General features: G+C 44.9%; 26 protein-coding genes. 2 read left to right on the top strand and 24 right to left on the bottom strand.

What is annotated here, in order from left to right:
* Positions 1 to 11 precede the first annotated feature (11 nt).
* Positions 12 to 374 (bottom strand): Asp23/Gls24 family envelope stress response protein, encoded by a 363-nt coding sequence (locus NSQ12_RS08815; RefSeq protein ID WP_003232054.1) that lies wholly within the window; start codon positions 372 to 374, stop codon positions 12 to 14.
* A 276-nt stretch (positions 375 to 650) separates the two neighbouring features.
* Between NSQ12_RS08815 and rpmB the strand changes: the two genes are divergently transcribed.
* Positions 651 to 839, top strand: a complete 189-nt coding sequence (rpmB, locus tag NSQ12_RS08810; RefSeq protein ID WP_003221548.1) for a 50S ribosomal protein L28 — start codon at positions 651 to 653, stop codon at positions 837 to 839.
* Positions 840 to 911: 72 nt separating this feature from the next.
* Here rpmB and spoVM read toward each other — a convergent pair whose 3' ends face one another.
* From spoVM to NSQ12_RS08725, 17 genes are all read right to left on the bottom strand, one after another.
* A complete protein-coding gene (spoVM, locus tag NSQ12_RS08805) occupies positions 912 to 992 on the bottom strand; it encodes a stage V sporulation protein SpoVM (protein WP_003221545.1) in 81 nt (26 codons plus the stop codon).
* Positions 993 to 1063: 71 nt separating this feature from the next.
* The gene (locus NSQ12_RS08800; RefSeq protein WP_014479765.1) at positions 1064 to 1708 is read right to left on the bottom strand and encodes a thiamine diphosphokinase; all 645 of its coding nucleotides are present in this window, start codon (positions 1706 to 1708) and stop codon (positions 1064 to 1066) included.
* A gap of 72 nt (positions 1709 to 1780) precedes the next feature.
* Complete coding sequence (rpe, locus tag NSQ12_RS08795) at positions 1781 to 2434, bottom strand: ribulose-phosphate 3-epimerase (protein WP_256683434.1); 654 nt, start codon at positions 2432 to 2434, stop codon at positions 1781 to 1783.
* 4 nt (positions 2435 to 2438) lie between these two features.
* Positions 2439 to 3335, bottom strand: coding sequence for a ribosome small subunit-dependent GTPase A (gene rsgA / locus NSQ12_RS08790; RefSeq protein ID WP_003232060.1), 897 nt, complete (start codon positions 3333 to 3335; stop codon positions 2439 to 2441).
* A 14-nt stretch (positions 3336 to 3349) separates the two neighbouring features.
* Positions 3350 to 5296 (bottom strand): serine/threonine protein kinase PrkC, encoded by a 1947-nt coding sequence (gene prkC / locus NSQ12_RS08785; protein ID WP_003232062.1) that lies wholly within the window; start codon positions 5294 to 5296, stop codon positions 3350 to 3352.
* The gene (gene prpC / locus NSQ12_RS08780; protein WP_014479762.1) at positions 5290 to 6054 is read right to left on the bottom strand and encodes a protein-serine/threonine phosphatase PrpC; all 765 of its coding nucleotides are present in this window, start codon (positions 6052 to 6054) and stop codon (positions 5290 to 5292) included. The genes prkC and prpC overlap by 7 nt, the downstream gene beginning before the upstream one ends.
* 6 nt (positions 6055 to 6060) lie before the next feature.
* A complete protein-coding gene (gene rlmN, locus NSQ12_RS08775) occupies positions 6061 to 7152 on the bottom strand; it encodes a 23S rRNA (adenine(2503)-C(2))-methyltransferase RlmN (protein ID WP_131227413.1) in 1092 nt (363 codons plus the stop codon).
* 3 nt (positions 7153 to 7155) lie between these two features.
* The gene (gene rsmB, locus NSQ12_RS08770) at positions 7156 to 8499 is read right to left on the bottom strand and encodes a 16S rRNA (cytosine(967)-C(5))-methyltransferase RsmB (protein WP_326145190.1); all 1344 of its coding nucleotides are present in this window, start codon (positions 8497 to 8499) and stop codon (positions 7156 to 7158) included.
* Positions 8486 to 9439, bottom strand: a complete 954-nt coding sequence (fmt, locus tag NSQ12_RS08765) for a methionyl-tRNA formyltransferase (RefSeq protein ID WP_195727865.1) — start codon at positions 9437 to 9439, stop codon at positions 8486 to 8488. Before fmt ends, rsmB begins: the two co-directional genes overlap by 14 nt.
* Positions 9440 to 9443: 4 nt before the next feature.
* Entirely contained in the window at positions 9444 to 9926 is a 483-nt protein-coding gene (gene def, locus NSQ12_RS08760) for a peptide deformylase (protein ID WP_015383630.1), read from the bottom strand.
* 26 nt (positions 9927 to 9952) lie between these two features.
* A complete protein-coding gene (priA, locus tag NSQ12_RS08755) occupies positions 9953 to 12370 on the bottom strand; it encodes a primosomal protein N' (protein WP_339176487.1) in 2418 nt (805 codons plus the stop codon).
* Complete coding sequence (gene coaBC / locus NSQ12_RS08750; RefSeq protein ID WP_015252114.1) at positions 12367 to 13587, bottom strand: bifunctional phosphopantothenoylcysteine decarboxylase/phosphopantothenate--cysteine ligase CoaBC; 1221 nt, start codon at positions 13585 to 13587, stop codon at positions 12367 to 12369. Before coaBC ends, priA begins: the two co-directional genes overlap by 4 nt.
* An 82-nt stretch (positions 13588 to 13669) precedes the next feature.
* On the bottom strand, positions 13670 to 13873 hold the full coding sequence (rpoZ, locus tag NSQ12_RS08745; RefSeq protein ID WP_003221520.1) for a DNA-directed RNA polymerase subunit omega: 204 nt from the start codon (positions 13871 to 13873) through the stop codon (positions 13670 to 13672).
* Between the two features lie 3 nt (positions 13874 to 13876).
* The gene (gmk, locus tag NSQ12_RS08740) at positions 13877 to 14491 is read right to left on the bottom strand and encodes a guanylate kinase (RefSeq protein WP_003232083.1); all 615 of its coding nucleotides are present in this window, start codon (positions 14489 to 14491) and stop codon (positions 13877 to 13879) included.
* 7 nt (positions 14492 to 14498) lie between these two features.
* Positions 14499 to 14768 carry an extracellular matrix/biofilm regulator RemA gene (gene remA / locus NSQ12_RS08735; RefSeq protein WP_003154355.1) on the bottom strand — a complete coding sequence of 90 codons (270 nt, stop codon included), beginning with the start codon at positions 14766 to 14768 and terminating at the stop codon, positions 14499 to 14501.
* Between the two features lie 76 nt (positions 14769 to 14844).
* Complete coding sequence (locus NSQ12_RS08730) at positions 14845 to 15720, bottom strand: YicC/YloC family endoribonuclease (RefSeq protein ID WP_009967215.1); 876 nt, start codon at positions 15718 to 15720, stop codon at positions 14845 to 14847.
* Between the two features lie 82 nt (positions 15721 to 15802).
* Positions 15803 to 18475: a calcium-translocating P-type ATPase, SERCA-type gene (locus tag NSQ12_RS08725; RefSeq protein WP_134981798.1), complete on the bottom strand. Its 2673-nt coding sequence runs from the start codon at positions 18473 to 18475 to the stop codon at positions 15803 to 15805.
* A gap of 121 nt (positions 18476 to 18596) precedes the next feature.
* Here NSQ12_RS08725 and rqcH point away from each other — a divergent pair, with 121 nt between their 5' ends.
* Positions 18597 to 20309, top strand: a complete 1713-nt coding sequence (gene rqcH / locus NSQ12_RS08720) for a tRNA modification protein RqcH (protein ID WP_021479315.1) — start codon at positions 18597 to 18599, stop codon at positions 20307 to 20309.
* Positions 20310 to 20348: 39 nt separating this feature from the next.
* On the opposite strand, the gene sirC is transcribed toward rqcH, so the two are convergent.
* From sirC to cysP, 6 genes are all read right to left on the bottom strand, one after another.
* Positions 20349 to 20837, bottom strand: a complete 489-nt coding sequence (sirC, locus tag NSQ12_RS08715; protein ID WP_015715866.1) for a precorrin-2 dehydrogenase — start codon at positions 20835 to 20837, stop codon at positions 20349 to 20351.
* Positions 20818 to 21603 (bottom strand): sirohydrochlorin chelatase, encoded by a 786-nt coding sequence (gene sirB / locus NSQ12_RS08710; RefSeq protein WP_339176483.1) that lies wholly within the window; start codon positions 21601 to 21603, stop codon positions 20818 to 20820. The genes sirC and sirB overlap by 20 nt, the downstream gene beginning before the upstream one ends.
* A 2-nt stretch (positions 21604 to 21605) precedes the next feature.
* Positions 21606 to 22379: a uroporphyrinogen-III C-methyltransferase gene (cobA, locus tag NSQ12_RS08705; protein ID WP_230488516.1), complete on the bottom strand. Its 774-nt coding sequence runs from the start codon at positions 22377 to 22379 to the stop codon at positions 21606 to 21608.
* 98 nt (positions 22380 to 22477) lie between these two features.
* Positions 22478 to 23071 (bottom strand): adenylyl-sulfate kinase, encoded by a 594-nt coding sequence (cysC, locus tag NSQ12_RS08700; RefSeq protein ID WP_015252120.1) that lies wholly within the window; start codon positions 23069 to 23071, stop codon positions 22478 to 22480.
* Positions 23072 to 23083: 12 nt separating this feature from the next.
* Complete coding sequence (gene sat / locus NSQ12_RS08695) at positions 23084 to 24232, bottom strand: sulfate adenylyltransferase (RefSeq protein WP_003245745.1); 1149 nt, start codon at positions 24230 to 24232, stop codon at positions 23084 to 23086.
* A gap of 48 nt (positions 24233 to 24280) precedes the next feature.
* Complete coding sequence (gene cysP, locus NSQ12_RS08690; protein WP_041351107.1) at positions 24281 to 25345, bottom strand: sulfate permease; 1065 nt, start codon at positions 25343 to 25345, stop codon at positions 24281 to 24283.
* Between the last annotated feature and the right edge of the window lie 5 nt (positions 25346 to 25350).

Genomic DNA, 25350 nt, shown 5'->3' with positions numbered 1-25350 from the left:
ACTCCTCCTAACTACGGGTTCGTCACTCGTACGCCTTGGACATAAATATTGACAGAATCCACTGCCAGTCCGATGGTTTGATTTACTGTGTACTTTACTTTTGTTTGGACATTATGTGCCACTTCAGAAATTTTCGTGCCGTAGCTGACAATGATATACATGTCGATATGTATCTGTTCTCCTTCTTGGCGAACTTGGACACCCCTGCTGAAATTCTCTTTCCGAAGGATTTCAGTCAGTCCGTCTTTAATCTGGTTTTTAGAGGCCATACCGACAATGCCGTAACAGTCAACCGCCGCGCCTCCTGCAACCATCGCGATGACTTCATTAGATATATCAATCTGTCCGTACTTCGTTCTTAATTCAATGGACACACTAGTTCCTCCTTCGAATGCATAGAGTTACAGCTATTCTACTATATGGTTTCCATTATGAAAAGACCAGGCAATAATCGCTGGCCGTACCTCTACATATACTATAGCGCTGCTGTTTCCGCAAGATGTCAAGTGAATTTTCTTGAAAGATGATGAAACAATAGTTGCAAACGTTTTTTAGCTGTGGTAAATTATTTAAAGTATCCATATCGAAAGCATCTAAGATTATATGAATGTTAAAAAGTAGATGTTTTGTGCAAGTGAGGAGGGAAACAAATGGCACGTAAATGCGTTATCACAGGTAAAAAAACAACAGCTGGGAATAACCGTTCTCACGCAATGAACGCTTCTAAGCGCACTTGGGGCGCGAATCTTCAAAAGGTTCGTATCCTTGTGAACGGAAAACCTAAAAAAGTATATGTATCTGCTCGAGCTTTGAAATCCGGTAAAGTTGAGCGTGTATAACAAAATGAACGCCTGCCCCGATATGTGGCAGGCGTTTTTATGTGGTGAAAGAGGGCTTTGAACCCCTGGGCATTAATCTTTTCTAAATGAGCCCAGCATCGCCCGGACAATTCCTCCTAAAAACTTCGGCAATTTAATGGTGTAAAATTTCATTTTTGTCCCCTCCTATAACGTCCCGTAACCGCCTTGTTCATTGTTTTTAGCAATTGAATGAAAGCACATGCTTAATCCGTGCTTCTTATCATTATTAATATGCCTTTTGCAAACGAAAAAGTACCTCGTGAATGAATGAGTTCGTTACTAATACATAGTGTTGAACCGAGCGTAATATGACAATTATTTAGAGGATATTTAAAACCGGTCAGGGTCAGCTCATGTATGTCTTCGGAAAACGGTATGAAGGAGATATATCGCTTATTTTCATCCTTCTCAATATCATATTCACCAGGAGGGAACATTTGAATATGATTTTGTTTGTCTATCAGCCTAATTTTTATGTTCGTTTTTACACCTCTATACAGTAGCTGAATGTTTCCTAAAAAATGATCAGCTCTGCCGCCTGTAATGCCGAAAATCTGAATAATATCCGGCTGCTTTTCCAGCGCCCAATCAAGGGCGAGGTCTAAATCTGTTTGATCTTTTTCTGCTTGATACACATGAAGGGCGGGAGCGGCTTTTTCTATTCGCCGGCGTTCTTGCTCCGTTATGCTGTCAAAATCTCCGAAGGCTTCAACAGGAATGATCCCGGCATCTAAGAGAGTGACGGTGCCTTTGTCAACACCGATCCAAAGCGTGTGTTCATCCGTATAGCCGGTTAGATCGGGAATGAGATTTTTCGGGCCTCCCGCAACGATATTAATTGTTTTCATCTCTGATTCCTTTCTCTGCATACAGGAAAAAGAGCTTAGGCTATTGTATGCCCAGCTCTTTTCTAAAGCTGCTTATTTACTTCCTCTGATTTCAGAAATTGCTTTTTTGCGGTCAGACTGGCCATAAACAGCTGAACCGGCAACGAGTAAATTTGCGCCCGCTTCAATGACGAGCGGAGCGGTTTCTTTGTTGACGCCGCCGTCTACTTCAATGAACAGATCTTTTTTTCCTTTATCATCCGCCATTCGCTTAACCTCTTTTATTTTAGGAAGGACTGAATGAATAAATTTCTGCCCGCCGAAGCCCGGGTTCACCGTCATTAAAAGAACAAGATCAAGATCGTCGAAAACATGCTCGATGACTTGAACAGGAGTATGCGGGTTTAGAACTACTCCGGCCTTCACTCCTTGCTCTTTAATGAGCTGGATGGTACGGTGCAGGTGCGGACATGCCTCAGCATGCACAGACAGGATATCTGCGCCTGCTTTCGCAAAAGCCGGGATATAACGATCCGGCTCTTCTATCATTAAATGGACATCAAGCGGCAGATCCGTTACCGGACGGACTGCTTCTACAATCAGCGGACCGATTGTGATATTCGGGACAAAATGGCCGTCCATAACATCAATATGAATACAATCGGCTCCGCCTTTTTCTACATCTTTAATCTCATTGCCTAAAGCGGCAAAATCAGCGGAAAGAATAGATGGTGCAACCTTTATCATTATGCTAATACCTCGGCTTTCTGTCTTTAATCTCCGTCATAAATTCAACATAATGGTCATAGCGATACTGCTTTAATTCTCCGTCTTCAACAGCTTGTTTCACCGCGCATTTCGGCTCTTTCAGATGTAAACAGCCTCTAAATTTGCATGAAGAGCTTTTTTCTCTGATATCAGGGAAGGTATAGCCCAGCTCTTCTTCCTCAATGTCTGTAAATTCAAGCGAGCTGAATCCCGGTGTATCTGCAACCAAACCTCCGGACGTATGAATCAGCTCCACGTGGCGGGTTGTGTGTTTCCCGCGGCCCAAATGCTCAGAAATCTCGTTTGTTCTTAATCCAAGCTCCGGACTGATCGCGTTGAGAAGCGAGGATTTCCCAACACCGGACTGACCGGCAAATACCGTTGTTTTATCCTGAAAATGCGGGATGATGTCCGCTAAACTGTCTTGGTCCTTAGAGGAGGTAAGGTATACGTCATAACCAATATTCCGATAGTCCTCTGCATAGGCTTGTATCGTATCTTCTGTATCTTGATCTTCAATCAGATCCATTTTAGTAATGCATATAATCGGCTGAATATCATTGGCCTCAACGAGAACCAGGAAGCGGTCGAGCAATGCCGTGCTGAAAGAAGGCTGAACCGCTGAGAAAACAAGGACCGCTTGATCAACGTTGCAAATTGGCGGTCTGATAAGCTCGTTGGTTCTTTCTTTAATTTCCATTAGATATCCTTCTTTGTCATTTTCAGCCTGGTACACAACGTAATCACCGACAAGAGGGGTAATTTTGTTTTTTCTGAAAATGCCTCTTCCTCTGCATTGTATTACTTTATCTGAATCCTCTGATTCATCCAGTACATAGTAAAAGCCGCTTAGCGCCTTAATAATTTTGCCCTCAGGCATATTTTCCCTCCTTGTTATTCATCTTTCGGATACTCAATGGTTTTGTAGCTGACAACTTTATTGTTTACCATTACTTGATAGTACCCTTTTTGGCCGGGTTCAATCTTTAGTTCGATCGTTCGTTCAGTCGGCTCTTTTATCTTAAATTCTTCGTAAGTGTCAGAGATGCTGTGATCCGCATCGTCAACCGCGATTTGCACTTGAAGCTCGTCCCCTTCATTTTCTGGTTCGTAGGGGATCTTGACCTTTTCTTTCACTGTTTTCGCAGGTTTTTTCTCTGGTCCGAGAGAGAATGTCACTTCAACTTCGTTTCCCGGCTTTACTGCCGTACCTGCTGCTGGTTTTTGTTTGACAACCTGTCCTTCTGGAACATCATCTGAGTATGCTTCTTTTTCTACAAGCTTCAATCCGTTGTCTTCCAGATATCCAGACGCTGCTTCTTTACTGTAGGTTTTCAAGTCTCTAAGCGTAATGTCTTCGGGTCCGATACTGACTGTAAGTTTGACTTGATCTTCACTCGGGACCAGCTCAGTCCCTGCTGAAGGATTTTGGTCAATGACAGTGCCCGCATTTTTCTCGTCATTCACTTCATTTACTGTTACATGATTAAACCCTTGGTCCTTCAACGCTTTTTTTGCTTGGTCGACCGTTTGGCCTGTCACATCACCGATCTCCGTTTTTGCTTTTCCGGTGCTCTTATAAAGGGTGACCGTGGCACCTTCTTTGACTGTGGTATCCGCTTTAGGATCCGTTTTTACCATCAGGCCCTCTTCAATTTTTTCATCTGAGATTTCCAACACCTCGGAATCAACCTGTAAACCTTCTTTTTCCAAGAGGCCTGCGGCTTTTTCGTATTCCATTCCGGAGACATCAGGTATTTTGACATCCTTAGGCATGAAAAGCGACGGAAAAACAGTGACAGCAAGAATTCCAGCTGTGATAAAAACGAGGCATATCGTGAGCAAAACCCACGGCCACTTTTTTCTTTTGCCGTTCTTCTTTGTTTTGTTTTCTTGTGCGGTTGTCACTTCTGCTTCTTTTTCGCCAGCAGCTTTAGCGAGTTCTTCATCTTTAATGATAGGTATCGCTTTTGTCATTTCTTCATCTTCTTGAATCGTAAATCTCTTTTCATTGAGTCTGTCGGCATCAAAAGCTGTTTTTATGTCTGCTTCCATGTCTTCAGCCGTTTCATAGCGATGAAACGGATCTTTGGCAGTTGCCTTGAGTATGATGTTTTCAACGCTTTGGGGGACCGATGGATTCCACCTTTTTGCCGAAGGAGTTTCCGCTTGAAGATGCTTCAAGGCGATGCTGACTGCTGACTCTCCATCAAACGGAATACGGCCGGTTAAAAGCTCAAATAGAACGATTCCAAGCGCATAAATATCTGATTTCTTTGTGGCTAAGCCGCCCCGGGCCTGTTCAGGTGATAAGTAATGGACCGAGCCCAGAACTGAATTGGTATGGGTGATTGTGGTCGAACTTAGTGCCGTCGCAATTCCAAAATCCGTTACTTTGATATTTCCCATATGATCAATCAAAATGTTATGCGGCTTGATGTCTCTGTGAACAATCTGGTTTTGATGGGCATGAGCGATGGCTGAGACAATTTGCTCCATGATGTTCAGCGCTTCTTTAGGGTGAAGCGGCCCATTTGCTGTTATGTATTCTTTAAGCGTCATGCCTTCAACGTATTCCATGACAATATAATAAATATCATCTTCCTCGCCCAAATCGTAAATGCTGACAATATTCGGGTGATCGAGGCTTGATGCGGATTGGGCTTCTCTGCGGAAACGTCTGATAAATTCATTGTCATTTGCATAGTCAAACCGCAGGATTTTAATTGCGACTTCACGGTCTAGAATGATATCCTCAGCTAAATACACGTTGGCCATTCCCCCGCCGCCTATAACACGGAGAATTTGGTAACGCCCGCTGATCCGCTTGCCGATTAGCACTGATCTTCACCCTCTTCAACTTGTAAAGCAAGCTCAAGCAAAACTGCTGTAATGTTGTCTTCTCCGCCATTCTGATTGGCTTTGTCCACAAGCAGGTTTACTTTTTCCTGAGGAGCTGAATCGCTTTGCAGGATGTCTTTTAACTCAGTGCCTTCCACTTTATTCGTCAGTCCGTCAGAACATAGAAGCAGTTTGTCTCCGGGTTCTATATCAAAGGAACGGGTGTCAATGCTGACTGACTGGTCTGTTCCAAGCGCCTTCGTCAACACATTTTTTCGCGGATGATGTTCAGCGTCTTCTCTGGAAATCTCTCCAGTGCGAACCAGTTCATTTACAAGCGAATGGTCTTCTGTCACTTGAACGAAATCATCGTCCTGAAGCAAATAGCATCTGCTGTCTCCGATATGGGCAACAGAAACCGTTTTCCCCGTAAAAAGTGCACATACAATCGTCGTCCCCATGCCTTGGCATTCTTCGTGGGCTTGAGCGTGATCGTATATTTTGCTGTTTACCGAAAGAATCTGTTCAATGAGCCATTTTTCACATTCCGAGGGCGCAGTTGGAATCGTCTCTGCTTCATTCCATTTCTCCCCCATGGCTTTCACAGCCATCTTGCTCGCAACATCTCCAGCAAGATGGCCGCCCATGCCATCAGCGACAACCGCTAATATAAATTCATCTTTCCCCTTGAATATCCCCGCATCATCTTCATTATGCTGGCGGATTTTTCCTGTATCTGTTTTTAAGGCTGTTAACAACCCTCATCACCTCGTCTCGTCTTGACGCTCCTTCGCGCGAAGCTGACCGCAGGCTGCGTCAATGTCATGTCCTTGCTCTCTTCGGATTGTGACATTTACTCCGCGGGATTTCAGCGTTTTTTCAAAAGCAAAAATCTGATCACGCGGTGTGCGCACATAGTCCCGTTCAGGCACGTAGTTTACCGGAATCAAGTTCACGTGGCATTTGACTCCATCCAGCAAGTCGGCAAGCTCTTCGGCGTGTTCCACCTGGTCGTTTACGCCTCCGAACAGCCCGTATTCAAAGCTGATGCGGCGTCCCGTTTTATTAATATAATATTTAACGGCTTCCATTAGATCAGGCAGTTTATATGCTCTGTTAATCGGCATCAAACGGCTTCTAATTTCTGTGTTCGGCGCGTGCAGAGAAATTGCAAAGTTAATCTGCATTTGCTGATCAGCAAATTCGTAAATTTTCGGGATGATTCCACTCGTAGAGACCGTAATATGGCGAGCACCGATATTCAGGCCCTTGTCATGGTTAATGATTTTCAAGAAAGCGAGCATTTCGTTAAAGTTATCAAAAGGTTCGCCGATTCCCATGATCACGACAGAGCTGACGCGTTCATCCGTTTCATCAAGAGCTTTTTGCACTTTGACTACTTGAGCGACAATTTCCCCTGCTTCAAGGTTTCGTTTTAAGCCTCCAAGCGTTGACGCGCAGAATGTGCAGCCAATACGGCAGCCGACTTGTGTCGTTACACATACAGAATTGCCATACTCGTGTCTCATTAAAACGGTTTCGATGGTATAACCGTCATGAAGCTCAAACAAAAACTTCATCGTACCGTCTTGAGAAGTTTGTTTAACAGCCGTTTTCAGCGTTGTTAACACAAAGTGAGTGTTTAATTTCTCACGCAGATCCTTTGAGAGGTTTGTCATTTCTTCAAAAGAAGATACGCGTTTTTCATATAGCCATTCAAAGATCTGAGCCGCACGGAACGGTTTCTCTCCGTTGTCTGTCAGCCATTGTTTAATTTCATCTAATTCAAAAGAATAAATCGACGGACGATCTGTCCGCAATTCTTTTCTTACTTTTGTTTTATTAAGTTCTGCCATTGCTTATCCCTTCTTTCTCATGCTGCAAATAAAGAAACCATCTGTTCCGAAATAATGAGGAAGGATTTGAAGCCTTCCATCCCGAACAAAGGGTCTCACCTTTTCAGGCAGCCGCTTTTCAAGAGACAAATCGGGTTCAAAATCAGGATGTTCTTGTATAAACGCATGTATTACTTCATCATTTTCTGTCCGGTCCATTGTACACGTACTGTAGACAAGAGTGCCACCTTTTTTTACTAATGGTGCGATTTCCCTCAAGATCGACAGCTGGATTTCAGCTAGACGGGCGCTGTCGTCAGGCTTTTTCGTGTATTTCATGTCCGGCTTTCTTCTGATAACACCGAAACCTGAGCACGGGGCATCGACCAATATTCGGTCAAACTGTTCGTTTTCAAACGTTTCCCCCGCTTTTCTAGCATCCATTGTTTCCGCATGAATGATTGTCAGGCCAAGCCGGTCTGCCGCTTCTTTGATCAGCTTCACTTTATGTTTGTGAAGATCAAGCGACGTAACGCTCCCCTTGTTCTTCATTAATTCTGCGATATGAGCCGACTTTCCGCCAGGCGCCGCACACGCGTCAAGCACTGTTTCATCAGGCTTAGGATCAAGGGCGCGGGCGACGAGCATGGAGCTCTCATCCTGGATGGAAACTTCACCGTTTTGGAAGAAATGAGTTCCAGCAATTGTTCCCTTTAAGAGCTTCACAGCATCTTCAGCGAGGTCGCCTTTTTCAACTTCGATTCCCTCAGCAGCCATTTGGTCAAGCAGCTTAGCTCTGTCTGCTTTCATTTGATTGACACGCAGCGTCTGCTTCGGCGGAATGAGATGGATGCGGCAAATCTTCTCCGCAGCTTCAAATCCATACGCGTCCGCCCACTCTTTCACAAGCCATTCCGGATGGCTTGTTTCTGTCGCCAGCCGGCGTACAGGATCTTCGATCGCGTCAAAGGATGGAACACCTTCGCGCTGAATAGAACGGAGCACGCCGTTGACAAATGAAGCAATGCCTTTATGTCCGCGGATTTTAGCAATCTCAACCGCTTCATGGATGGCTGCCCTGTCTGGAATCTTCTCTAAATACTCCATTTGATATAAGGATAGGCGAAGAAGCTGAATCACCCACGGCTTTACCTTTTGAGGCTTATTGATAAACGGTTTAAGCATATAATCAAGCGCGATCTTATTTTGTAATGTACCATAGACAAGTTCAGTCAAAAGCCCTCTGTCCTGATCACTCAGTTCATTTGATTTAATGACCGATTTCAGCAGCAGGTTGCTGTATGCCTGGTTTTGTTCTAATTTGATCAGCGCCTCAAGGGCGATGTCACGAACACTAGTTTTTTTCATTGTTTACTCCTAACACATCACCGGCTTCAACATGAGCGCCTCGCACAAAGTCTTCGCCTTTCATTCGTTTTTTGCCTGCCGGCTGGAGTTCGGTTAATAACAGAGCCGTATCGTTACCTGTGGCAACGATAATCCCTTCCTTTTCAACCGCAACGACTGTGCCTGGCTCAGCTTTGGTTGGTGCGGGTGTTTTTTTCGATTCCCACACTTTCAAGTTTTGTCCATTAAGCGTCGTATAGGCAACAGGCCAAGGATTTAAGCCGCGGACCTGGTTGTAAAGCTCTTCGCCCGTTCTGGACCAGTCGAGCAGCTCTTGCTCTCTTTTAATGTTAGGCGCGTATGTCGCTTTCTCTTCATCCTGCTTTTCAGGTGAAATGCTGCCGGCAATAACGTTTGGAACCGTTTCAGACAATAGCTTCGCGCCAGCAACGCTTAATTTATCGTGCAGTGTTCCGACATTGTCGGTTTCTTCAATGTCCACTTCCACTTTTGAGATCATGTCCCCGGCATCCAATTTTTCTACCATATACATAATGGTAACCCCGGTTTTTTTCTTTCCCTGCAGAATGGAATAATGGATCGGAGCACCGCCGCGCAGTTCCGGCAAAAGGGAAGCGTGAACGTTAATGCAGCCGTATTTTGGACTGTCGAGAAGCTCTTTAGGCAAAATTTGTCCGAATGCCGCCGTTACAATCAGGTCAGGCTTTAATGCAAGCACTTTCTCAATTTCTTCTGTCAATCTGACTTTTTCCGGCTGAAGAACCGGGATGCCGTGACGCAATGCCTCTTCCTTGACCGGAGGAGGTGTCATGACTTTTTTTCTGCCCTTCGGACGGTCCGGCTGTGTGACGACCCCCACTACTTCATATCCGTCCTCAATCAGGGTTCTTAAAACAGGAACTGAAAAATCTGGCGTTCCCATAAATACGATTCTCGTCATCAAATCATCCTTCCATATCCGCTAGTTCATCTTCTGTATAGTATTTACTTATTTTAGATGTAAACAACACACCGTCTAAGTGGTCCATTTCATGCTGCACGGCTCTTGCTAAAAAGCCTCGCGCTTCCAGAATGAACGGTTTTCCCTGACGGTTAAACGCACGCACTTTGACATAATCGGCACGTGTGACATCACCATAGACGCCAGGAAAGCTCAAGCATCCTTCAATTCCGGTTTGCTCGCCGCTTTTTTCTAAAATTTCAGGATTAACGAGATCAATTCTCCCTCTGTCATCCCCGATGTCTACAACGGCCGCTCTTTTTAAAATGCCGATTTGCGGCGCTGCCAGTCCGACACCATCCATTTCAAGCATGGTGTCGTACATATCATCAAGCAGTTTTTTTAGCTTTTTATCAAAAACAGTCACGGTTTCCGCAGGTGTTTCCAAAACCTCCGCAGGATGTGTGACGACCTTTTTTACTGCCAATTTGTTACCCTCCAAGACGTGAGATCTTACATCATCATATAAGGATTCATATCAATTGAAATCATTACATGTTTTTGTTCAATTTCGCGTTTATAATGTTCCAGTATCTTCTTCAATAAAGCGGATAACTGGTTTTCCTGTTTGTATTTTATCACGCATTGATAGCGATATCTATCTTTGATCCTGGCTATCGGCGACGCGCTTGGTCCGAGAATTTTCGTGTCATCTCCGCAGTTTGCTTTCAAAAAATGAGCGATTTTTTCAGCTGTAACCGCTGCTTTCGCCACTTCCTCATGAGAAACAGTCACAAGAGCCAAATAGTAGTATGGCGGATAGGATTGCTCTCTCCTGTGCGCCATTTCATGCTGATAGAACGTTTCATAATCGTGTGTTTTCGTCAGCTGGATACTGTAATGAGACGGTGTATACGTTTGAATGATGACATGGCCGGGCTTTTCATGCCTGCCTGCCCGGCCGCTGACTTGCGTTAACAGCTGAAATGTTTTTTCAGCCGATCTGAAATCAGGAATATGAAGTGTTGTATCAGCACTTAACACTCCGACAAGCGTGACATTCGGAAAATCAAGCCCTTTCGCGATCATTTGCGTTCCGAGAAGAATATCCGCTTTTCCTTCTCCGAAAGCTGACAGTAATTTTTCATGGGCGCCTTTCCGTGATGTCGTGTCAACATCCATCCGAATCACTCTCGCACTTGGCAGCACTTTTGTCAGCTCTTCCTCCACTCGCTGTGTTCCCGTTCCGAAAAAGCGGATATGCTCGCTTGCGCATTCAGGACAAGTGTGCGGAACAGGCTCTTCATGTCCGCAATAATGGCATTTCAGCCTTTGGCCGTAACGATGATACGTCATGGAAATGTCGCAGTGCGGGCATTGCGGGACATAGCCGCAATCCCTGCACATCACAAAGGAAGAATAGCCCCTCTTATTTAAAAACAGCACCGCCTGCTCACCCTTGGCAATCGTTTCTTCAAGCTTTTCCATCAATTCAACTGAAAACATCGAACGATTGCCGTTTCTAAGCTCCTCTCTCATATCGACAAGCGAAACCTCAGGCATCACCCGGTGGTTAACACGGTGCTTCAGTGAAAGAAGCTCGTATACGCCCTTTTGCGCTCTTGCATATGACTCTAATGTCGGCGTAGCACTCCCTAATACAACCGGGCAGCTGTGATGCTCAGCCCGCTTGATTGCCACCTCTTTCGCATGATAGCGCGGCATTTCTTCCTGTTTATAGGAAGACTCGTGCTCTTCATCGATGATTATCATTCCGAGATTTTCAAACGGAGCAAAAATCGCGGATCTGGCACCGACGACAAGCCGTACTTCCTTCCGGTGGATTTTACGCCACTCGTCATATTTTTCTCCTGTGGATAAACCGCTGTGCATGACTGCCACCTGGGAGCCGAAGCGGCCCTTGAAGCGGTTGACCATTTGCGGCGTCAGCGATATTTCCGGTACGAGGACGATGGCTTCTTTTCCTTTCGCCAGTACTTTTTCAATTGATTGCAGATAAATTTCCGTTTTTCCGCTTCCTGTCACGCCGTGAAGGAGGAACACTTTATGCTCATCGCTGTCCAATGTCTCGCGTATGGGCTCGAAGGCAGCCCTCTGTTCGTCTGTCAGCGGCAGGGGCTCTGTTTTTTTGAACATTTTGTCCTGATAGGGATCTCTGTAAACCTCTTCATAGCTTTCCTTCAAAAGCCCTTTTTGGATAAGGGTTTTAATGGTTGCAGAGCTCGTATCCGTTTTTTTGCACAATTCCGCCGCAGGAATTTTCACACCTTCCGGCTCAGAGATGAGAAAGTGAAGAATCGCCTGCTGTTTTGCTGCTTGGCGGGACAATCCCTCAGCCTGCTTAGCAAGCTCTTCTTTACTCGCATTTGCCTGAATATGCCTGACCATTTTTTTATTGGTTTTTTGCGCGACTTTATACGCCACGTCAATGGCCCCTTTTTGAACATGCCTTTGAATCAGTTTCAGCGTATCATGATCGGGTATATCTGAATACAGCAGCGTCTTTGTTTCAGAAAACAGCCGTTCCACTTGCGGCGGAAGATCGGCGCCGTGTGCAATTTTTAATTCTTTTTCATATTTCGCCTTTAAGGCGGCAGGCAGCATTGCTTGAAGCGCCGTTATTTTAAAAGACAGCGTTTTGTCTGACAGCCATGATGACAGATCCATAAGCTCCTCTGTCAGAACAGGTGTAAGATCTAATAAATCCTCTACTTCCTTGACAGATTTTCCCGATAGGTCAGATGCTTCTTTGACTGCTGTCACAAACCCTTGAATCTTACGGGGGCCAAACGGAACAATGACCCGCATCCCCGTTTTGATCATGCCCTTCAGATGGTCTGGGATTTTATAATCAAAAGGCCTGTCTATATTTTTGGTGCTGACATCAACGATGACTTCTGCAAAATTCATGAGCGCTCTCCGGTTTGTTTTGAGAGGGCTGCGATCTCCTGAAGGATTTCAAAAGAAACATCGAGCTTAGACATAATCGGGAGTTCGCGTTTATGCCCGTCTTTGAAAAAGATTGTCACGATATTCGTATCAGCACCAAAACCGGCCCCATTTGCTTTCACATCATTTGCCACAATCAAATCAAGGTTTTTAGCGGCGAGCTTTTTACGTGCATAGTGTTCAATGTCTTGTGTTTCGGCGGCAAATCCGACCAAAATCTGCTCTTTCTTTTTCTCGCCCAATTCTTTCAAAATATCGACTGTTCTTTTCAGTTCTAAGGTCATGCCGCCGTCTTGTTTTTTCATTTTATGGTCAAATACTGTTTTCGGCGTAAAATCGGCTACCGCAGCTGTTTTAATGACTATATCGCTTGCGTCATACACAGAGAGTACAGCTTCGCGCATATCCGCAGCCGATTGAACAGGGATAAACTCAGCAAGGCCTTTAGGCTGATCAAGTGAAACAGGCCCAGAAATTAAGGTTACCCGTGCGCCGAGCTGAACAGCAGCCTCCGCTAGTGCGTAGCCCATTTTGCCCGTCGATTTATTGGTAAAAAACCGGACAGGATCAATCGCTTCCCGCGTTGGACCGGCTGTAATGACCACATGCTTGCCTTCTAAAGGAGCGGATGTTTCTTCAGCAAAATGTTTTTCGGCCAGCTTTACGATGTTTTCCGGCTCTTCCAATCTGCCTTTTCCTACGTAACCGCATGCTAAATAGCCCTCACTTGGCTCAATAAAACGATAACCGTCCTGATAAAGAACAGAAATGTTTCGTTTGACTGCCGGGTGGTCATACATATGAACGTTCATCGCCGGCGCAATCCAAACGGGAGCCGTTGCTGCCAACAATGTTGTCGTCAGCATATCATCAGCGATGCCGTTTGCCAGTTTTCCAATCACATTAGCCGTAGCCGGCGCTACGATAATCAAGTCGGCCCAGTCAGCGGCATCAATATGAGAAATGACGCTTGGATTTTGTTCTTTAAATGTATCTGTATAGACTTCGTGGCGGCTCAATGCCTGAAATGTCAGCGGTGAAACGAATCGGCAAGCGGATTCAGTCATAATCACTTTGACATTTGCTCCTGCCTGAACCAGCTTGCTCGTTAACGCACAGGCTTTATAAACAGCGATGCCTCCGCTCACGCAAAGTAACACATTTCGATTGTTTAGCAATGAATTCTCCCCCTCTGCACTTTACAAAACCGCACGGAAAAAAATAACAACCTACATGTGATATAGGTTGCTACTTGTGCTACTATTCGCGGTCTTCCTTTTCAAACGAAAGCAGGCCTGCATCAATTTCTTCTAAAGCTTTGCCTACATATTTGTGTGAAATCGTATGTTCAATCATTTGGTCTTTTTTGATTTGCATTTCACGTGCGCGTCTCGCAGAAACAGTCACCAGCGTATATTTTGAATCTAATTTATTCATTAAAGAATCAATTGACGGATCTAACATTGATTATTCAACCTCCAGCATTTTCTTATATCTTGGTGCAACGCGTTCACGCTTCAAATGTTCAGCAAGAACGATTGCTTTGATTTTATCGCAAGCCGTTTCGACATTATCGTTTTCAACGACATAGTCATAAGCATCCATCATTTCTATCTCAGCTTTTGCGGCTTTCATTCGATTTTCAATCAGAGCGTCTGTTTCTGTGCCTCGTGTCACGATTCTGTTTTTCAGTTCAGAAAGGCTTGGAGGCGCAAGGAAAATAAATAGGCCTTCCGGGAAAGCATTTCTCACTTGAAGAGCCCCTTGAACTTCAATTTCTAAAAAGACGTCTTTTCCATCTTGAAGCGTCTGTTCAACATAATCGACTGGCGTGCCGTAATAATTGCCGACATACTCTGCCCATTCAAGCAGCTTGTTGTCCGCAATCATTTGCTCGAATTCGTCTCTTGTTTTGAAAAAATAATCGACTCCGTTCACTTCGCCCTCTCTTGGACTTCTTGTGGTTACTGAAATCGAATATTCAAATTTTGTGTCTTCCTGCGAAAAGATCGCTTGTCGAACCGTTCCTTTACCAACTCCTGAGGGACCTGAGAGAACGATTAATAACCCTCTTTCTTTCATGCGGCAATTACCCCTGCCCTTCATCCATAATTTCTTCTTTAACAGAAAGTCTGTGTGCAACTGTCTCAGGCTGGACGGCAGATAAGATAATGTGATCACTATCCATGACGACAACTGCACGGGTTCTTCGTCCGTATGTAGCGTCAATTAGCATTCCGCGGTCTCTTGCATCCTGAATCATCCGTTTGATTGGCGCAGACTCCGGGCTGACAATCGAAATCATCCGATTGGCGGAGATGATATTGCCAAATCCGATATTAATCAGTTTAATCGTCATCTTCTACGTTCCCCCTGTAAAATAGACGTCTCTAGTTTAGCCTAGTAAGACCGTCTGTAAACAATACGCACAGTCACTATTCTATATTTTGCACTTGTTCTTTTATTTTTTCAATAGAACTTTTCATTTCAACGACAAGCTTTGTGATCTGATGATCATTTGCTTTTGAGCCAATCGTATTTGCTTCCCGATTGAGCTCCTGAACAAGAAAGTCGAGTTTGCGCCCGACAGCTCCGCCACTAGCTAATATATCACGAAACTGGGCGAAGTGGCTCTTCAGCCTTGTAATCTCTTCAGTGATATCAGAGCGGTCTGCAAAAATAGCGCATTCTGTTACAAGCCGGCTCTCGTCTAATACGTCTTCAGTCCATTCTTTGATTCTGGCGTACAGCCGTTCCCGGTAACGAGATACGACATCTGCAGCCAGCAATTCAGTTTCTCTCACCAGCTCTTCAAGCTGATCAATATGCATCAGGCAGTCTTTCGCTAAGAGCAGCCCCTCTTTTTCACGCATTTCACAGAGACCTTTTACCGCTTCTTCTGCAGCATCGATGATCAACGCCTCCAGCTTGTCATTTTGCGTCTGTTCTTCATGAACCTGGACGACATGATCAAGCTTAAAGAAATCCATTACATCGGGCTCTGCAGACAATTGATACCGCTTTTTCATATCTCTCGCGGCTGCGACAAACTCATCGAGCAGCGGCCAATCAATTTCAAGCCTTTTCTCAACAAGCATATCGCTGTCAACGGATACGAAAAGCTCAATTCTTCCGCGCTGAATATGCTGCAGAATGGTCTGTTTCAGCTTATCTTCAAAATATAGCAAAGGCCTTGGCAAACGAGCGTTCACTTCTTTAAATCTGTAGTTCACAGATTTAAGTTCAACGCTTACAGAGAGATCGTCTTGTGTTTTGCTTGCACTGCCGAAGCCTGTCATACTTCGTATCATTTTAAAACACCCAATTCTTCCCTGTTCTCATAATAAAAGGGCAATAGACACGCTATTACCCCTAAGATTATATCATATGAATTTATTTTTTTCTTGTTAAAAGTGACCCCGCCAGCAAAAAAGTAGGGATGGCGGACATACCGATGACGAGCATCCAGTCCCCCGGCGTGATGGCTACAGTATGGAAAATCGGCTGAAGCGGCGGATAGTAGATTACTACAAGCATCAGCAAAATGGATGACAATACCGCGCCGATTAAATACAGGTTTTGAAACGGATTTCTAGAGAAAACAGAAGTTTCGCTGCGGCAGTCAAACACGTGAATAAGCTGAGCGAGCACCAATGTGGCAAACGCGATCGTCTGGGCATAAGCTAAGTTTTCCGGATTGCGGTGGTACACAATGATAAACGCTAAAATAGTGGCAACTCCGATTAAAAATCCTCTGGAAACGACCTTCCATCCTAGCTTGCGGGCAAATACCCCTTCTTTCGGATGACGGGGCTTGCGCTTCATGACGTCTCCTTCCGGCTGATCCATGCCGAGCGCCATTGCCGGCAATCCGTCCGTCACCAAGTTGACCCACAAAATCTGAATCGGAACGAGTGGTAAAGGAAGGGCGAGCAGCATCGCAAACAGCATGACAAGGATTTCTCCGACGTTAGACGCCAGCAGGTATCTGATAAACTTCCTGATATTTTCGTAGATGTTCCTGCCTTCTTTTATCGCCGATTTAATCGTCGCAAAATTATCATCCACGAGAACAAGAGATGATGCTTCTTTGGCCACATCTGTCCCGGTAATGCCCATAGAGACGCCGATATCAGCTTGTTTAATGGCAGGAGCATCATTGACGCCGTCTCCCGTCATCGCCACAATATGCCCGTTCTCCTGATAGGCTTTTACGATTTTTAGTTTATGTTCAGGGGAAACGCGGGCAAATACATACACATCCTCCACCACATGAGAAAGCTCTTCTTCAGAAAGTTCATTCAGCATCTTGCCGTCCATGATTTTGCCGCTTTTCGGAAGGAGGCGCAAGTCTTTCGCTATCGCTTTAGCGGTTTCTACATGATCACCTGTAATCATAACGGTCTTAATTCCTGCTTCACGGCATTCTTTTATCGCCTGTCTGACTTCCGGCCGCGGGGGATCAATGATACCTGAAAGGCCAAGCATGGTCAGATCTTTTTCCGCCTGCTCCATTGACGGTGTTTCGCCTGCTTTTATCGGCCTGTAGGCGACCGCTATCGTTCTGAGCGCCTGTGATGCCAAATGTCTTAATACCGACTCTGTTTCTGCTTTTCTTTCATTTGAAAAAAGAGCCGCTGAGCCATCATAATAAATACGGGAAGATCGCTGCATCAGTACATCCGGTGCACCTTTTGTAATGATATAGCGCTTTCTGTCTTGATCCTCTACGATGACAGTCATCATTTTCCGTGCAGAATCAAACGGAAATTCTTCGACCACCCGGTAGTTTGATTCAACAAACTCCTTTGAAAAACCGCCTTTTCTTGCCGCGGTGAGCAACGCTCCCTCTGTCGGATCTCCGTCAAGCACATATTCGCCGTCTCTTTTCTCGATATTGGAGTTGTTACAAAGCGCTCCGAACAGAAGCATCTGCTGAAGCGGCTTATGTTCATTGACACTGATCTCTTTTTCGTTTAGTGTGAAGCTTCCTTTCGGTTCATAGCCGGCCCCTGCCACTCTCCATGTTTTCCCCCCGGACCAGACATGTGTCACCGTCATTTTGTTTTGGGTCATTGTCCCTGTTTTATCTGAACAAATGATAGACGCACACCCAAGCGTTTCAACAGCAGGAAGCTTTCTAACAATGGATTTTTGTTTAATCATCCTCTGTACACCAAGCGAAAGCGCCACTGTCACAATCGCCGGCAGCCCCTCCGGAATAGCGGCTACCGCTAACGAGACACCTGCTAAAAACATACTGTACAGATCATGACCCTGAATAACACCGACAGCAACGACAAGTACGGTCAGAAGCAATGCAACAACAATCAAAATCTTCCCGAGCTGCTCCAGTCTTCTTTGCAGCGGGGTTGACAATGTCCCTGCCGATTCAAGCATGTCGGCAATTTTCCCCATAGCCGTATTCATTCCTGTCCCGACGACAACCCCGACACCGCTGCCGCGGGTCACAATCGTACCCATAAATGCCATATTGGTAATATCGCCAAGTGAAACATCCGGTTTTTTCAATTTATCAGCATGCTTCACAACCGGGATTGATTCCCCGGTCAGCGCTGATTCTTCTATTTCAAGGCTTCTCGCTTCAACAATTCGAACGTCTGCGCCAATCCTGTCTCCGCTCGTAAATTTCACAATATCACCCGGCACAAGTTCCTTAGAAGGAATCTTTGTCCAGCTTCCTTCCCTGAGTGCCATGACGTGCGGTGTTGAAAGCTCTTTTAAAGCCTGAAGAGATTGCTCAGCACGCCTTTCTTGAAAGAAACCAAGTATGCCATTCACAAACACAATCGCAATAATCGCAACCGCATCTACATATTCACCAAGAAATCCTGAGATTAACGTTGCCGCCAGAAGCACAAGCACCATAAAATCTTTGAACTGCGCGAAAAACAAGAGAAGCGCTGAAGTTTTTTTCCCTTCTTGCAGCTCGTTTGGTCCATGCTTGTCAAGGCGTTTTTTTACCTCTTTTTCTGTTAATCCTTGTTTCATGGACGTATTGGTTGCCTCTAGTAAATCTGTTTGTCCCATTTCATGAAACTTCATTCCGCTCGTCCACTCCCCTGCTCTCTTATAGAGATATCACTCTATAAGCATGCTTATTCTGACTCGTCCCATTTCATGCTATAATTATCGAATGCAGGAAGAATGAGAGGGTGTATTGCATATGTCGTTTGATGGCATGTTTACATACGGAATGACACACGAACTTAACGAGAAAATAATGGGCGGACGAATTACAAAAGTCCATCAGCCATATAAGCACGATGTGATTTTCCACATCCGTGCCAAGGGAAAAAACCAAAAACTATTATTATCGGCACATCCGAGCTATTCACGGGTGCATATCACGGCACAAGCTTATGAAAATCCAAGCGAACCGCCAATGTTTTGCATGTTGCTGAGAAAGCATATCGAAGGCGGATTCATTGAGAAAATTGAACAAGCGGGCTTAGACCGCATTATGATTTTTCATATCAAAAGCCGAAACGAAATTGGCGATGAAACCGTACGAAAGCTTTATGTAGAAATTATGGGCCGTCACAGCAATATCATTTTGACTGACGCAGCAGAAAATGTGATCATCGACGGACTTAAGCATTTATCACCGTCAATGAACAGCTACCGTACAGTACTGCCCGGCCAAGATTATAAGCTTCCGCCTGCTCAGGACAAAATATCGCCTCTTGAGGCGTCAGAAGATGATATTTTGCGTCACCTCAGCTTTCAAGAAGGAAGGCTTGATAAACAAATTGTCGACCACTTTTCAGGCGTGTCTCCGCTTTTCGCCAAAGAAGCGGTTCACAGAGCAGGCCTTGCCAACAAAGTCACACTGCCAAAAGCGTTGCTGGCACTGTTTGCCGAAGTGAAAGAGCACCGTTTCATTCCCAACATTACGACTGTAAACGGAAAGGAATATTTTTATTTACTGGAGCTGACTCATCTAAAGGGCGAAGCGCGCCGTTTTGATTCATTAAGCGAACTGCTCGACCGTTTTTATTTCGGAAAAGCTGAACGAGACCGGGTCAAGCAACAGGCTCAGGATCTTGAGCGTTTTGTTGTGAACGAACGGAAGAAGAATGCCAACAAAATCAAAAAATTAGAGAAAACCCTGGAGTATTCGGAAAACGCGAAGGAATTTCAGCTTTACGGAGAGCTTTTAACCGCTAATTTATATATGCTGAAAAAAGGTGATAAACAGGCCGAGGTCATCAACTATTATGATGAAGAAAGCCCGACAATCACGATTCCTTTAAACCCGAACAAAACGCCTTCTGAAAACGCACAGGCCTATTTCACGAAGTATCAGAAAGCGAAAAATTCGGTCGCGGTTGTCGAGGAGCAAATCAGGCTGGCACAGGAAGAGATCGAATATTTTGATCAGCTGATTCAGCAGCTTTCGTCCGCTTCTCCCCGGGATATCAGCGAAATCAGGGAAGAGCTTGTAGAGGGCAAATATTTACGCCCTAAGCAGCAAAAAGGCCAGAAAAAGCAAAAACCGCACAATCCGGTGTTAGAAACATATGAATCCACCTCAGGCCTGACTATTTTAGTGGGTAAGAACAATCGCCAAAATGAATATTTAACGACCAGAGCGGCGGCCAGAGACGATATCTGGCTTCACACGAAGGACATTCCCGGCTCCCACGTTGTGATCAGAAGCAGCGAACCTGATGAGCAAACAATCATGGAAGCCGCGACAATTGCAGCTTATTTTTCAAAAGCTAAAGATTCAAGTTCAGTGCCTGTAGATTATACAAAAATCAGGCATGTCAAAAAACCAAACGGCGCGAAACCCGGTTTCGTCACTTATGACAGCCAGCATACCGTCTTTGTCACGCCTGATGCTGATACTGTCATCAAGCTCAAAAAAAGCTGAGCCGCATAAAGAAAAGCCAGAGCATTTGTATGCTCTGGCTTATTTCTTTCTTCTCACCTGATAAAGCCTGTTCACTTCAGCAACAAAATCGCCGTCAATCAGCTTATCCACGTTTTCAGCAAGCTCTTTCGTGTGCTTTGGACTGGCTCCGCTTGTAGAAACAGACACAGTGACATGCCCTCTTTTTACGATTTTCGGCATATATACATTGCCAAGCTCAGCGTCACTGACACAATTGACAAGCTGAAAAGGCGAAGCGGATTGGGCAATTTCTTTGTTCACTGCCGCATTATCCGTCGCAGCAATAATGAAGAAAGCATTGAGATAATCTTCTTTTTCAATTGTCCGTTTTTCCCATTTGATACGCCGCTCTTCTGCCATTTGCTTGATTTCCGGTTCCACATCCGGACTGACAAGCGTTATATCAGCTCCCTCAGAAATCACCGTTTTCAGCCTTCTGAGAGCGATGCTTCCGCCCCCCGCAATCACAACCTTCTTCTTTTCCAGGCTAATGTGCAGCGGAAGCATATGAACCTCCATCAAAATCAAATTGTCCCTCAGAATTTGCCGCAGTTTCTCTCACACGGTTCAAAAATGCGTTTTTCACATGAGGATGAAAACCGATATAGGAAGAGAGGTAGACGTTCGGATTATGGGCTTTTAATTTCTGAACCTCTCGTTCGATTTCATTCATCAGCATACCCGTAAAAAGCAAATATGGAACGATAAAGGTTGTTATGCCGTCATCTTTTTTAAGTTCTAAAAAAACCTCTTTGTAATTAGGGCCGCATGCTGTCAAAAAGCACGGAATGACTTCCTTGACTGGAATCATTTCCTGAAGAAGATTAGCAATACCGGTTACGTCTCTTTTGACATCTGGATCTGAACTTCCCCTTCCGATGAGTACCACTCTGGCATTTTCATATGGAACACCTATGTCTTTCATTCGGTGATATACAGCCTTGACTACTTCTTCGTCAATCCCGATCGGCTTTCCGTATGAAATGCGGACTGACGGATATCGGGATGCAACACGGGCAATTTCTTCCGGAATATCATGTTTTGCATGCGCAGCTGTTAAAAGAAGCAGAGGCACCACTGTGATATGAGTGGCGCCTTGCTTCACACATGCTTCAAATCCTGTCTCAATTGTCGGCTCCTGAAGCTCTAAAAAGCTGATTTCTTGTACTGGCACAGAGATGTGGGCCTTGCATCCTTCCAAAAAGGCTGCGGCTTCTTGCTGTGCTTTTTTGACCCGGCTGCCGTGGCCGACATATAAAATTGCTTGTTTCATTTTTACAACGCCTCGCTTAAATCTTGTTTTTTCAGTTCAGATTCAAACCATTCCAGCTTATAGTGATAATTTACAACATTTCCAATGACAATTAAACTCGGATTTGTAATGTTTTCTTTTACCACTGTTTCTGAAAGGGTGTCAACTGTACAAAAAACAGATTTTTGCTTGTCCGTTGTTCCCCAATGAATAAAGGCTGCCGGCGTAGAACCGTCCCGGCCGTTTTCAAGGAGTTTTCTTTCAATCTGCTGCACGTTTTTGATACCCATATAGATGACAAGTGTATCAATTCCTGTAGCCAGCGCTTTCCACTTTTCCTCAAAATTTTCTTCTTTTTTATAATGACCCGTTACAAAAGCGACGTTAGAGCCCGCCTCCCGATGAGTAACAGGAATCCCGGCATAAGCGGCTGCCGCGATTCCAGACGTAATGCCGGGGATGATTTCAAACGGAATTCCATTTTCAGAGAGGCATTCCGCTTCTTCCCCTCCTCTGCCGAACACAAAAGGGTCTCCGCCCTTCAGTCTGACAACCATTTTCCCTTTTTGCGCATACTTCACAAGAAATCGATTGATGGTTTCCTGCTTCATCGTATGAAAATCTGGAAGCTTCCCGCAGTAGATCAGGTCTGCTTGCTCTTTGGCATATTGTAAAATCTCTTTATTTACTAATCTGTCATATAAGATGACATCAGCTTTTTCAATGGCTTTCAGCGCTTTAATTGTCAGCAGATCAGGGTCACCAGGACCCGCTCCTACAATATATACTTTCCCCATCGTATTTCCCCCGATCTATTCGAGTTCTTCCAGAGCATTCGCTGTGATGATGTTCTCGCTTGCATTCCGGCATCTGAGAAGAACGCAGCAGATCATATTCAGCTCAATTTTTGTTTAACAAACTCGATCAGCTGATTTTTACACGCTTCACGGTCATGCTGTCCTGAATCAAGAACGAGCTCTGGAGCTTCCGGTTCTTCATAAGGAGAATCAATTCCTGTAAAGAACGGAATCTCGCCGTTTCTTGCTTTTTTGTAAAGCCCTTTCGGATCTCTTTGTTCACAAATATCAAGGTCGCATTTAATGTAGACTTCATTAAATTCGCCCGCTTCCACAAGCTCGCGAACCTGTTGCCTGTCCTCGCGGAAAGGAGAGATAAAAGCAGTAATCACAATGGTTCCCTGCTGAACAAAAAGCTTCGCCACCTCTCCGATCCGGCGGATGTTTTCTTTTCGGTCTTCATCAGAAAAACCAAGATCCTTATTTAGGCCGTGACGGATATTATCCCCGTCCAGCACAATGACTTGGTAGCCTTGCTCAAACAATTCTCTCGCAGCGGCGTTGGCAATCGTTGATTTGCCTGAGCCGCTTAACCCTGTCAGCCAGAGAATGGAGCTTTTATGCTTGTTTTTTTGCTGATACTCTTCTTTTGTGATAGAGGCTTCATGCCATACAATATCGCGATTTGTCACTGCCAGTCCTCCTTAAGATACGCCTACTTCTTCTTTTTTCTTCATCCCTTTGATTAACACTTCTACTACTTCTTTTCGACTGAATTCAGCAGGCGGCAGCACACCGTCTCTCAGCATACCTCTTACCTTAGTGCCTGATAAAATGACGTGATGCTCTCTGCCATGAGGGCATGTTTTCGCTGTTCCCATATTTCCGCATTTTTTACAGAAGAAGCTGTGCTCAAATTTCAGCGGTGTAATTCCGAGTTCTTCAGGTTTAAATGTGTCAAACAGCTCCTGTGCTTCGTATGTTCCGTAATAGTCGCCTACACCTGCATGATCACGGCCGACGATGAAATGTGTGCAGCCGTAGTTCTTTCTGACAAGCGCGTGGAAAATTGCTTCTCTCGGGCCTGCATAACGCATCGCCGCTAAAAAGACACCAAGGAAAACGCGATCTTTCGGGTAATAATGATCAAGAAGCACTTGGTAGCTTTCCATCCGTACATCAGCTGGAATGTCATCAGATTTTGTTTCACCTACTAACGGATTCAAGAACAAGCCGTCTACTGTTTCAAGAGCCGTTTTTTGAATGTATTCATGCGCTCTGTGAACAGGGTTTCTTGTTTGGAAACCGACAATGGTTTCCCAGCCTTTTTCCGCAAACTGGCGTCTCGTTTCTGACGGTTCAAATGTAAATTCAGGGAACTGTTTTGAAGCTTTTTTAATCAACGTAATCGGCCCGCCGACATATGTATTGCCGCGGCTGAACAGCTTTTTAACACCAGGATGCTCCTGTTCATCTGTTTTGTACACATTGACAGCTTCTTTTTGTTTGTCAGGCACGTACAGGTCTTCGATTTGGATAACGCCGTATGTTTCTCCTTCATACGTTAACTTTACCGTTTCACCAAGTGACAGTTCCGCTGCTTTTTGCGCATCGACCGGAAGCGTGATTGGAAGAGACCAGACAACGCCGGAAGAAAGACGCATGTTTTCGACTACAGATACGTAATCTTTTTCATTAAAGAAACCTTCAATCGGGCTGTATGCACCGATACCGATCAATTCCAAATCCGCGAAAGAAATTAAATCAAGTTCAATTTCTTTTTGAATGCCGCTCACATCATATGATTCATCTACTCTGTTTACTAATGTTCCTCCGTGTGGTGCTAAGCTCATAATATCCATCTCCTCCTAGTTAACTTATAAAATTACTCAGATTAATGATCAGATTCCCCCGCCTTGTTCGTGCACTGAGCGTCTCTCTTTACGAATGGCCTTTGTCAGGCTGACGGCACCGCCCGCCGCTAAAAGCACACTTACCATGATAAAGATCGAATAATAATCTGCTTTTAAAAACAAGGATACAAGCAGATAAGAAATCGATAAAGATAAAAACGGCGATACGATCCATACCTTCAGCATCGTTTGAACAACTTGTTTATGGAACACGTTCGGACCGTTTTTTGCCATGCCTATTCCGATAATAGACGATGACGTGACTTGCGCCAAGGGCACCGGCATCCCAAATACAGAACTGATGATCACCAGTCCCGCTCCTGTACCGGATAAGAGAATGCCTTCCCCTTTGGAGAATCTCGTAATTTTCTTCCCGTTTGTTTCTAGCACTCGCCGGCCTAATAACAGTGCGCCAAGAGCAACAAAAGCTCCTCCATACAAGGTTCCTTTTCCGACATCAAGCACATCGGCAGCTACTAACGGGCCAACAGCATTCGCCACGTTATTCATGCCGGCAGAGAATGCTTCGAAAAATCCGGCAACTAACAAAACAATGCCGAGGATTTTTTGTTTTTTAGAAGATTTTACTTCAATCTTAAAATAACGAAACAGCTTAGATACGAAATAGGTGAAGCCGAAAGCGAACAGCGGGACAAAAACCCAAAATGACACAATGATCAGAAGATTGTTCACAAACAATACTTTATAAGCCACTCCCACGCCGACAACCGCGCCGACTGTTACTTCACTTGTCGACAAAGGAATACCGAGCAGATTAGCAGTAAAGAGCGACAGGGCAGCAGCTCCAATAATGATGCAAACAATCGTCAGTGTAATCGTCTGCTCAGGAATAATGCCGGAGCTGATTGTTTTTACAACCTCGCCTCCGCCAATGACCGCCCCGGCAAAGACACCGACTGCGCATAGGATCAAAGCGTAGGTTTTCTTTTTGATGGCTCCGGAGCCGTAAGCAACCCCCATCGAAGCTGCAGCGCCGCTTGCACCAATATTCATCGCGAAAAACAAGCTAAATAAAATAGCGGCTAATTCCATTTTGC

Source organism: Bacillus sp. PS95 (genome assembly GCF_037963565.1).
Taxonomy (GTDB): Bacteria; Bacillota; Bacilli; order Bacillales; family Bacillaceae; genus Bacillus; species Bacillus subtilis.
This window is presented reverse-complemented; position numbering and strand designations above follow the sequence as displayed.

Coding starts and splice junctions, on each gene's coding strand:
- rpmB (WP_003221548.1), top strand. CDS start 651: ATGGCACGTAAATGCGTTATCACAGGTAAAAAAACAACAGCTGGGAAT.
- spoVM (WP_003221545.1), bottom strand. CDS start 992: ATGAAATTTTACACCATTAAATTGCCGAAGTTTTTAGGAGGAATTGTC.
- NSQ12_RS08800 (WP_014479765.1), bottom strand. CDS start 1,708: ATGAAAACAATTAATATCGTTGCGGGAGGCCCGAAAAATCTCATTCCC.
- rpe (WP_256683434.1), bottom strand. CDS start 2,434: ATGATAAAGGTTGCACCATCTATTCTTTCCGCTGATTTTGCCGCTTTA.
- rsgA (WP_003232060.1), bottom strand. CDS start 3,335: ATGCCTGAGGGCAAAATTATTAAGGCGCTAAGCGGCTTTTACTATGTA.
- rlmN (WP_131227413.1), bottom strand. CDS start 7,152: ATGGCAGAACTTAATAAAACAAAAGTAAGAAAAGAATTGCGGACAGAT.
- rsmB (WP_326145190.1), bottom strand. CDS start 8,499: ATGAAAAAAACTAGTGTTCGTGACATCGCCCTTGAGGCGCTGATCAAA.
- fmt (WP_195727865.1), bottom strand. CDS start 9,439: ATGACGAGAATCGTATTTATGGGAACGCCAGATTTTTCAGTTCCTGTT.
- priA (WP_339176487.1), bottom strand. CDS start 12,370: ATGAATTTTGCAGAAGTCATCGTTGATGTCAGCACCAAAAATATAGAC.
- rpoZ (WP_003221520.1), bottom strand. CDS start 13,873: ATGTTAGATCCGTCAATTGATTCTTTAATGAATAAATTAGATTCAAAA.
- gmk (WP_003232083.1), bottom strand. CDS start 14,491: ATGAAAGAAAGAGGGTTATTAATCGTTCTCTCAGGTCCCTCAGGAGTT.
- remA (WP_003154355.1), bottom strand. CDS start 14,768: ATGACGATTAAACTGATTAATATCGGATTTGGCAATATCATCTCCGCC.
- NSQ12_RS08730 (WP_009967215.1), bottom strand. CDS start 15,720: ATGATACGAAGTATGACAGGCTTCGGCAGTGCAAGCAAAACACAAGAC.
- NSQ12_RS08725 (WP_134981798.1), bottom strand. CDS start 18,475: ATGAAGTTTCATGAAATGGGACAAACAGATTTACTAGAGGCAACCAAT.
- rqcH (WP_021479315.1), top strand. CDS start 18,597: ATGTCGTTTGATGGCATGTTTACATACGGAATGACACACGAACTTAAC.
- sirC (WP_015715866.1), bottom strand. CDS start 20,837: ATGCTTCCGCTGCACATTAGCCTGGAAAAGAAGAAGGTTGTGATTGCG.
- sirB (WP_339176483.1), bottom strand. CDS start 21,603: ATGAAACAAGCAATTTTATATGTCGGCCACGGCAGCCGGGTCAAAAAA.
- cobA (WP_230488516.1), bottom strand. CDS start 22,379: ATGGGGAAAGTATATATTGTAGGAGCGGGTCCTGGTGACCCTGATCTG.
- sat (WP_003245745.1), bottom strand. CDS start 24,232: ATGAGCTTAGCACCACACGGAGGAACATTAGTAAACAGAGTAGATGAA.
- cysP (WP_041351107.1), bottom strand. CDS start 25,345: ATGGAATTAGCCGCTATTTTATTTAGCTTGTTTTTCGCGATGAATATT.